The sequence below is a fragment of the Micromonospora sp. MH33 genome (assembly GCF_003013775.1).
GTDB lineage: Bacteria > Actinomycetota > Actinomycetes > Mycobacteriales > Micromonosporaceae > Micromonospora > Micromonospora fulviviridis.
The window spans coordinates 1-10512 of the sequence record NZ_MUYZ01000244.1 but is presented as its reverse complement, the minus strand read 5'-3'; the positions used below and the strand labels follow the sequence as shown (position 1 = coordinate 10512).

General features: G+C 76.5%; 2 protein-coding genes. Both read left to right on the top strand.

Annotation, left to right across the window (positions count from 1 at the left end; all coding sequences use genetic code 11):
- Positions 1–664, top strand: a 664-nt coding sequence (locus B0E53_RS27480) for an acyl carrier protein (RefSeq protein ID WP_168215422.1), incomplete at its 5' end; no start/stop codon positions are given.
- Positions 665–708: 44 nt separating this feature from the next.
- The coding region (locus B0E53_RS27475; protein WP_107078678.1) for a type I polyketide synthase at positions 709–10512 on the top strand (9804 nt) is incomplete at its 3' end.

Below are 10512 nucleotides of genomic sequence, written 5' to 3'. Positions count from 1 at the left end.
GCCGGTCACGCTGGTCGCCGGCATCGACTGGGCCCGGTACGTGCCCGGCTTCGTCGCCGTGCGACCCAGCCCGCTGCTCACCGGCGTCCCCGCCGCGCGCCGCGCCGCCGCCGAGCGGGCCGAGGACACCGGGGCGTCCGCCGAGTCGCTCGCCGCCCTGCTCGCCGGGCAGACCGAGGCCGAGCGGCGCAAGACGCTGCTGGAACTGGTACGCGGCCAGGCCGCCGCGGTGCTCGGGCACGCCTCGACGGACGCCGTCGAACCCGACCGGGCCTTCCGGGAACTCGGCTTCGACTCGCTGACCGCCGTGGAACTGCGCAACCGGCTCACCGCGGCCACCGGCACCCGGCTGCCCGCCACGGTCGTCTTCGACTACCCGACCGCCGCCGCCCTCGCCGAGTACGTCCGGGCCGCGGTCGTCGACGGGGGAGTGGTCGGCGCGGCGCCGGTCTTCGGTGAACTCGACCGGCTGGAGGCGGCGCTGGCGGGCTCGGCGCCGGACCGCAGCGCCCGGAACCGGATCACCGAGCGGTTGCGGGCGTTGCTGGCCTCGCTCAACGAGGCGGACGCCCCGGCCGACGGGGACGCCGTCGCCGAGAAGCTCCAGGACGCCACCCCGGACGAGGTCTTCGACTTCATCGACCGCGAGCTGGGGGTGTCCTGACGTGATCGCTGCCGGTTCGGGTCAACACAAGGAGTGGGCGGTCCATGGCTGACGAGGCGAAGCTTCTCGACTACCTCAAGCGGGTCACCGCCGACCTGCACCAGGTGCGGCAGCGGCTGCGCGAGGTGGAGGCCGGCGAGCAGGAACCGGTCGCCATCGTCGCCATGAGCTGCCGCTTCCCCGGCGGGGTCAGCTCACCGGAGGACCTGTGGGAGGTGGTCGCGTCCGGCCGGGACGTCATCACCGACTTCCCGGCGGACCGGGGCTGGGACCTCGGCGCGCTGCACGACGGCGACCCGGAGCAGGCCGGCACCTCGTACGCGCGCCGGGGCGGCTTCGTGCCCGACCTCGCCGACTTCGACCCCGGCTTCTTCGCCATCTCGCCGCGCGAGGCGCTGGCCATGGACCCGCAGCAGCGGTGGCTGCTGGAGACCTCCTGGGAGGTGTTCGAGCGCGCCGGGATCGATCCGCACACCCTGCGCGGCAGCCGGACCGGGGTCTTCGCCGGCAGCACCGGCCAGGACTACGGCAGCGTGCTCATGGGCGCCGCCGACGGCCTGGAGGGCCACCTGATGACCGGCAACGCCGGCAGCGTGATGTCCGGCCGGATCGCCTACACCTTCGGCCTGGAGGGGCCCGCGGTCACCGTCGACACCGCCTGCTCGTCGTCGCTTGTCGCCCTGCACCTGGCCGGGCAGGCGCTGCGGCAGCGGGAGTGCGGCCTCGCCGTCGTCGCCGGGGTCACCGCGATGTGCACCCCGGCCGCGTTCGTCGAGTTCTCCCGGCAGCGCGGCCTCGCCGCCGACGGGCGGTGCAAGGCGTTCGCGGCCGCCGCCGACGGCACCGGCTGGTCCGAGGGCGTCGGCGTGCTGCTGCTGGAACGGCTCAGCGACGCCCGGCGCAACGGCCACCCGATCCTCGCCGTGGTCCGCGGCAGCGCGGTCAACCAGGACGGCGCCTCCAACGGCCTGAGCGCCCCCAACGGGCCCGCCCAGCAGCGGGTGATCCGGCAGGCCCTGGCCAACGCCGGTCTCGCCGCCGGCGGCGTGGACGTGGTCGAGGCGCACGGCACCGGCACCCGGCTCGGCGACCCGATCGAGGCGCAGGCGCTGCTGGCCACGTACGGGCAGGACCGGGGGGACGCGGCGCCGCTGCTGCTCGGCTCGGTCAAGTCCAACCTCGGGCACACCCAGGCCGCGGCCGGCGTCGCCGGGGTGATCAAGATGGTGATGGCGATGCGGCACGGCGTCGTCCCGCCCACCCTGCACGTGGACGCCCCGACCCCGCAGGTCGACTGGGACGCCGGCGCCGTCGAACTGGTCACCGAGCCCACCCCGTGGCCGGCGGTGGACCGGCCCCGCCGCTCGGCGGTCTCCTCGTTCGGCGTCTCCGGCACCAACGCGCACACCATCCTCGAACAGGCCCCCGAGCCGGAGGCCGCGCCGGCCGACGCCGCGCCGGCGACCGTCCGCCCGGTCGTGCCGGTGGCGGTGTCGGCCCGCGACGCCGCCGCGCTCGCCGCGCAGGCGGGCCGCTGGGCCGCTCGGCTTGACGCCGAGCCCGACCTGCGGGCCCTGGACGTGGCGTTCTCGTCGGTCACCGCGCGGGCCACCCTCGACCGGCGGGCCGTGATCACGGCGACCGGCCGCGACGACCTCCTGGCCGCGCTGCGGGCGCTCGCGGCGGACGCGCCGTCGGGCGCCGTGGTGGCGGGACAGGCGACCGACCGGGGACACCTGGCCGTGCTCTTCTCCGGTCAGGGCGCGCAGCGCGCCGGCATGGGCCGCGAACTGGCCGAGGCGTTCCCGGTGTTCGCCGCCGCCCTGGACGAGGTGTGCGCGCACCTGGATCCGCTGCTGCCGCAGCCGCTCAAGACGGTGCTGTTCGCCCCCGAAGGCTCGCCCGAGGCAGACCTGCTGGACCAGACGGAATTCACCCAGGCCGGCCTGTTCGCCGTCGAGGTGGCGCTGTTCCGGCTGGTCGAGTCGTTCGGGATCGTGCCGGACCTCGTGGGCGGGCACTCGATCGGGGAGGTCACGGCGGCGTACGTGGCGGGGGTGCTGTCCCTGGCGGACGCGTGCGCCCTCGTCGCGGCGCGGGGCCGGTTGATGCAGGCGCTGCCGGCCGGTGGTGGCATGCTGGCGATCGCCGCCCCCGAGGACGAGGTGGCCGGGTCGATCGCCGGCCTGGCCGGGGTGGACATCGCCGCCGTCAACGGTCCGTCCGCGGTGGTCGTCTCCGGCGCCGTCGGCGTCCTGGACGAGGTCGGGCGGATCTGGCGCGAGCGCGGCGCGCGGACCCGTCGCCTGTCGGTGAGCCACGCGTTCCACAGCCCGCTGATGGAGCCGATGCTGGAGGGGTTCCGCACCGTCCTGGACGGGTTGACGTTCTCGGCGCCGCTGCTGCCGATCGTCTCCAACCTCACCGGCGCCCTCGCCGACGGCGCGGAGATCCGCACCCCGGACTACTGGGTCCGGCACGTCCGCGGGGCCGTCCGGTACGCCGACGGCGTCACGGCGCTGGCGGCCGCCGGCGCCCGGACCTTCCTGGAGATCGGCCCGCAGAGCGTCCTGACCGCCCTCACCGCCGACGCGCTGCCCGACGACGAGGACCTCCTCGCCGTCGCCGTCCAGCGCAAGGACCGACCCGAGCCGCACGCCCTGCTCGCCGCCCTCGCCGACCTGCACGTGCACGGCGTCCCGGTCGACTGGGAGCCCTGGTTCGCCGGCACCGGCGCCCGCCGGGTAGACCTGCCCACCTACGCCTTCCAGCACCGGCGCTACTGGCCGGAGGCGGGCGGCGGCTGGACCGGCGACGTCACCGCGGTCGGCCTGCGCCCCGCCCGGCACCCGCTGCTCGGCGCGGCCGTCGGCGTCGCGCACGCCGAGGGCTTCCTGTTCACCGGGCGGCTGGCCCGGCGTACGCACCCGTGGATCGCCGACCACGTCGTCTTCGACACCGTGCTGCTGCCCGGCACCGGCTTCGTCGAACTCGCCCTCCAGGCCGGCGCGCACGTCGGCGCGGACCACGTCCGGGAACTCACCCTGGAGGCGCCGCTCATCCTCCCGGAGACCGGCGGCGTCGACATCCAGCTCTGGATCGGCCCCGCCGACGACACCGGCTGCCGGTCGGTGTCGCTGCACTCCGCCCCGGACGGCGAACCGGCCGACGGCGAGCGCGCCTGGACCCGCAACGCCAGCGGCGTACTGGCCGGCGGGCCGGCCGCCCCGAGCGGGCCGCCCGGCTGGTCCGACCTGACCGCCTGGCCGCCCCCCGGCGCGACCGAGGTCGCCACCGACGACCTGTACCGGCACCTCGCCGCCCGGGGCTACGACTACGGCCCGTCCTTCATCGCGCTGCGCTCGGCCTGGCGGCGCGGGGACGATCTCTTCGCCGAACTGGCGCTGCCCGAGACGCCCGCCGCCGAGGCCGACGCGTACGGCCTGCACCCGGCGCTGCTCGACGCGGCGCTGCACACCCTCGGCCTCACCCCGCCCGGTGGCGCCCCGGCCGGGGCGACCATCCCGCCCGGCCACGGCCGGCTGCCGTTCTCCTGGAACGACGTGGCCCTGCACGCCGCCGGCGCGGCGGCGGCCCGGGTCCGCGTCACGCACACCGGCACCGACAGCGTCTCGCTGCTGCTGGCCGACGTCACCGGCGCTCCGATCGTCTCCGTCGGCTCCCTCGTCCTGCGGCCCGTCTCCGCCGACCAGCTCCGGGTGGCGGGGGGCGGCGACACCGAGTCGCTGTACCGGGTGGAGTGGGCGCCGCTCGCCCCGGCCGCCGCCCCGCCGACCGTCGCCTGGGCGGTCATCGGCGATGACGCCGGCCTCACCGACGCCCTCGCGGCCGCCGGCACGGCCGCGGCGGCGTACCCCGGGCTGGACGCCCTGGCCGCGGCGCTCGACGACGGCGCGGACGTCCCCGGCGTGCTGGTGGTGCCCTTCCTCGACGCGGCCGGGCCGGCCGACGTGCCGCGGGCCGTGGCGGAGACCACCCACCGGGCGCTCGACGTGCTCCAGCGGTTCCTCGCCGACGACCGGTACGCGGCGGCCCGCCTGGTGGTGCTGACCCGGGGCGCGGTCGCCACCGCCCAGGACACCGACCTCACCGACCTGGCCGGCGCCGCCGTGATCGGCCTGCTGCGGTCCGCCCAGTCGGAGAACCCCGACCGGTTCGTGCTGGTCGACGTCGACGACGTGCCCGGCTCCGCCGCCGCGCTGGTGCCGGCGGTCGCCACCGACGAGCCGCAGCTCGCCATCCGGTCCGGCGTCGCCGCGGGCGCCCGCCTCACCCGGGTCCCCGCTCTCGCCGAGCCGCCCGCCGCCCCGTTCGACGGCGACGGCACCGTCCTGATCACCGGCGCCACCGGCACCCTCGGGCAGCTGATGAGCCGGCACCTGGTGACACAGCACGGCGTCCGCCACCTGATCCTCACCAGCCGGCGCGGCCGGTCCGCCGCCGGGGTCGCCGAACTCTGCGCCGACCTGGAGGCGCTGGGCGCCACCGTCACCGTCGCCGCCTGCGACGTCGCCGACCGGGCCGCCGTCGCGGACCTGCTCGCCGCGATCCCGTCGGCGCACCCGCTCACCGCCGTCATCCACGCCGCCGGCGTCCGCGACGACGGCGTGATCTCCTCGCTCACGCCGGAGCGGATGGACGACGTCCTGCGGCCGAAGGTGGACGCCGCCTGGAACCTGCACGAGCTGACCGCCGACCTCGACCTCACCGCGTTCGTCTCGTACTCGTCGCTCGCGGCCACGGCCGGCGGCCCCGGCCAGGGCAACTACGCCGCCGCCAACGCGTTCCTCGACGGGCTGGCCCACCACCGCAGGGCCCGCGGGCTGGCCGCGCTCACCCTCGCCTGGGGCCTCTGGGCCGACCGCAGCGGCATGACCACCGAGCTGGACGACGTCCACCTCAACCGGATCTCCCGCTCCGGCGTGGCCGCCATGGAGGCCGAGGAGGGCCTGGCCCTCTTCGACGCCGCCTGCCGGACGGCCGACGCGGCGCTCGTCCCGGCCCGCCTCGACCTCGCCGCCATGAGGATGCAGTTCGCCGGCGCCGTCCCGCCCCTGTACCGGGCGCTGATCCGCGGCGGCCGGGGCGCCGCGGCGCTCCCGACCACCGGGGCGTCCCTGGTGCAGCAGCTCGCCGCGCTGGGCGACGCCGACCGGGTCGCCGCGCTGGTCGAGATCGTCCGCGGCCAGGCCGCCGCCGTGCTCGGCTACCCGGACCCGGCCGCCATCGAGCCGCGCCGGGCGTTCAGCGAGCTCGGGTTCGACTCGCTCACCGCCGTCGAGATGCGCAACCGGCTGAACAACGCGTTCGGCATGCGCCTGCCCGCCACCCTGGTCTTCGACTACCCGAGCCCGCACGACCTGGCCGTTCACCTCGGCGCCGAGATCGGCGGCACCGCCGCCCCGGCCCGGCCGGTGACCACCACCGTGGCCGTCGGCGACGACGAACCGCTCGCCATCATCGGCATGGCCTGCCGGCTGCCCGGCGGGGTGTCGTCCCCGGAGGAGCTGTGGCGGCTGGTCGCCGACGGCGTCGACGCCGTCACCGACCTGCCCACCGACCGGGGCTGGGACCTGGACACCCTCTACAGCCCCGACCCGGACGCCCCGGGCACCTTCTACGCCCGCGGCGGCGGCTTCCTCGCCGGCGTCGACCGGTTCGACCCGGGCTTCTTCGGCATCAGCCCCCGTGAGGCCCTGGCCATGGACCCGCAGCAGCGCCTGCTGCTGGAGACCACCTGGGAGACCTTCGAGTCGGCCGGCATCGACCCGGCGACCGTGCGTGGCAGCAGCACCGGCGTGTTCGTCGGCACCAGCGGCCAGGACTACGGCTCCCTGCTGGCGTACGCGCCGGAGGAGACCTCCGGCTACGCGCTCACCGGGATGACCAGCAGCGTCATCTCCGGCCGGGTGGCGTACACCTTCGGGCTCGAGGGTCCGGCGGTCTCGCTCGACACCGCCTGCTCGTCCTCCCTCGTCGCGCTGCACTGGGCCGGCCAGGCGCTGCGCCGCGGCGAGTGCGACCTCGCGCTCGCCGGTGGCGTCATCGTGATGGCCACCCCGACCGCCTTCGTGGAGTTCTCCCGGCAGCGCGGCCTGGCCGCCGACGGCCGGTGCAAGTCCTTCGCCGCCTCGGCCGACGGCACCGGCTGGTCCGAGGGCGTCGGCCTGCTGCTGGTCCAGCGGCTCTCCGACGCCCGCCGGCAGGGCCGCCACGTGCTCGCCGTGGTCCGCGGCTCCGCGATCAACCAGGACGGCGCGTCCAACGGGCTGACCGCCCCCAACGGGCCGTCGCAGCAGCGGGTGATCCGGCAGGCTCTCGCCTCGGCCCGGCTCGCGCCGTCCGACGTGGATGTGGTGGAGGCGCACGGCACCGGCACGACGCTGGGCGACCCCATCGAGGCGCAGGCGCTCATCGCCACGTACGGGCAGGACCGGGGCGAGGGTGGGCCGCTGCTGCTCGGCTCGATCAAGTCCAACATCGGGCACGCGCAGGCCGCCGCCGGGGTGGCCGGTGTGATCAAGATGGTGCAGGCGATTCGGGCGGGCCTCGTGCCGGCCACCCTGCACGTGGACGAGCCGTCGCCGCACATCGACTGGTCGGCCGGGGCCGTGGAGCTGGTCACCGAGGCCCGGCCGTGGCCTGCGGTGGGGCGGCCGCGCCGCGCGGCGGTGTCCTCCTTCGGCATCTCCGGCACCAACGCCCACGTCATCGTCGAGCAGGGCGACGAGCCGGCCGCCCCGGTCACGGGCGGTGCGGGCCTGGTTGACGCAGACGTGACGGTGTGGCCGGTGTCGGCCCGGTCGCGTGGGGCCCTGGCCGGGCAGGCCGCCCGGCTGGCCGCGTACGTCCGGGAGCACGGGGACGCGGACCCGGCGGCGGTGGGCTGGTCGCTGGCCACCACCCGGTCGACGTTCGACCACCGCGCCGTGGTGGTCGGCGCGTCGGTCGAGGAGCTGGTGTCCGGGCTGGACGCGCTGGCCGGCGGCGTGCCCTCGGGGAGCGTCGTGGCGGGCACGGCGTCGGGTCACGGCGCGGGTCCGGTTTTCGTGTTCCCCGGTCAGGGTGCGCAGTCGGCGCGGATGGCGGCGGGCCTCGTGGGCCGCACGCCGGTGTTCGACGCGAAGCTGGCCGAGTGCCAGGCGGCGCTGGCGCCGTATCTGGATGTGGATCTGGCCTCGGTGCTGAGCGGTGACGACGAGTCGTGGTTGGACCGGGTCGAGGTCGTGCAGCCGGTGCTGTGGGCGGTGGGGATGGCCCTGGCGGCGGTGTGGCAGCACGTCGGCGTGGCCCCGCAGGTGGTGATCGGGCACTCGCAGGGCGAGATCGGCGCGGCGTGTGTGGCGGGGATCCTGTCGCTGGAGGACGCGGCGCGGACGGTGGCGTTGCGGTCGCGGGCGCTGGCGGTGCTGGCCGGCACCGGGACGATGGCCTCGATCGACCTGTCGGCGGCGGAGGTGGCCGCGCGCCTGGGCATCGCTGCCGGGCCCGCAACGAGCGAGGGCCCGACGGCAGTGGCGGGTGAGCCGTCGGCCGGTGCGCGAGACGCCGGCCGCTTCGCGGGGGTCGGGATCGCGGCGGTGAACGGCCCGGCCACGGTGGTGGTGTCCGGGCCGCCGCAGGCCGTGGCCGATCTGGTGGAGGCGTGTCAGGCCGACGGGATTCGTGCCCGGCTGGTCCCGGTGGACTACGCGTCGCACTCGCCGTCGGTGCAGCAGGTCGCCGAACAGCTCCGTACCGACCTGGCCGATATCACCCCGCAGCCGGGGCACATCCGTCTCGTGTCGACGCTGACCGGAACCTGGGTGGACCCGGAGACGATGGGCGCCCAGTACTGGTATGACAACCTGCGCCGGACCGTCCAGTTCGACCCGGCGGTCCGCACGGCCATCACGGCGGGTCACACGACGTTCGTCGAAATCTCCCCGCACCCGGTGCTCACCATGCCGGTCACCGCGATCCTCGACGACACCGGCACCACCGGCCACACGGTCGGCACCCTGCGCCGCGGCGAGGACGACCCCACCCGCCTGCTCACCAACCTGGCCACCGCGCACACCCTCGGCCTCCCGGTGGACCTCACCAAGGTCCTCGCCGAGACCGGCACCGTCGACCTGCCCACCTACGCCTTCGAGCAGCAGCGGTTCTGGCTCGACCCGCCCGTGCACCGGGCCCAGGACGTCGCCTCCGCCGGCCTCCAGGACGCCGGCCACCCGCTGCTCAGCGCCGCGGTCACCTTCCCCGACAGCGAGCGGATGGTGTTCACCGGGCGGCTGTCGGTGCGTACCCACCCGTGGCTCGGCGAGCACCGGGTGATGGACGCCATCCTGCTGCCCGGCACCGCCTTCGTGGAACTCGCCGCCCACGCCGGCGAGCAGGCCGGCGCGCCCGTGGTGGAGGAGCTCACCCTGCTCGCCCCGCTGGTCCTGCCCGAACTCGGCTCCCTCCAGGTGCAGCTCACCGTCGGCGAGCGCGACGAGGCGGGCCGCCGCACCGTGCAACTGCACTCGCGCCCGTACCGCGACGGGTCGGACGAGATCCTCGCCGACGTGGCCTGGACCTGCCACGCCACCGGCCTGCTCGCCCCCCGGACCACCGAACCGCCCGCCTTCGACCTCGGCGTCTGGCCGCCGCCGGGCGCCACCCCGGTGGAGTCCGACGCCTTCTACGCCGGCATCGAGGCGACCGTCTTCGGCTACGGCCCCGTGTTCCGCGGCCTGCGCGCCGCCTGGACCCGCGGGGACGAGGTCTTCGCCGAGGTGGAACTGCCCGCCGACCACCACGCCGAGGCCGGTCGCTTCGGCATCCACCCGGCGCTGCTCGACGGCGCTTTGCAGGCCATGTCCATCGGCGGCTTCCTCGGCCGGATGGGCGACGGCGCCGACGCCACCGTGCCCCGGCTCCCGTTCGCCTGGACCGGGGTGACCCTGCTCGCCGCCGGCGCCACCGCCCTGCGGGTGCGCGTCGCCGCGGCCGGCGAGGTCGGCGTCACCTTCCAGGTCGCCGACGCCACCGGCGCCCCCGTCCTGCACGCCCGATCGCTGATCATGCGGCGGGTCACCGGGGACGCCCTCGGCGCCGCCCGCTCCGGCCGGCACGAGTCGCTGTTCCAGGTGAACTGGCCGACGGTGCCCGTACCCGCGGGGCCGGTCCCCGCCGCCACCCGGTGGGTGGTGCTCGGCGACGACCTGGCCCTCAGCGCCGCCGGCGAGGCCGCCGGCGCCCGGGTCCGCACCGACCTCGACCCCGACTCCTTCGCCGACCTGCTCGCCGGGGGCGAGCCGGCGCCCGAGGCACTGATCGTGCCGGTCGGCGGCGCCGGGAACAACGGCGACGCCGACACGGACGCCGACGTCGCGGCGCAGGCCCGCGCCACCACCCACCGCGTCCTGCACACCCTGCGGACCTGGCTCGCCGACGACCGGTTCGCCGACACCCGGCTGGTGCTCGTCACCCGCGACGCCGTGGCGGTGGGGGAGCAGCCGGTGGTCGACCTGCGGCAGGCACCCGTCTGGGGCCTGCTCCGGGCCGCCCAGCTCGAACACCCCGGCCGCCTCCAGCTCGTCGACCTCGACGCCGACCCGGACAGCGCCGCCCTGCTCGCCGCCGCGATCGGCGCCGGCGATCCGCAGGTCGCCCTGCGGGCCGGCCAGGTACGCGCCCCGCGCCTCGCCCGGGTTCCGGCCGCCCTGGAGCCACTGCCCGGCGGCGTCGACCCGGACGGCACCGTGCTGATCACCGGCGGCACCGGCGTGCTGGGCCGGCTGCTGGCCCGCCACCTCGCCACCACCCACGGTGTGCGGCACCTGCTGCTCGCCGGCCGGCGG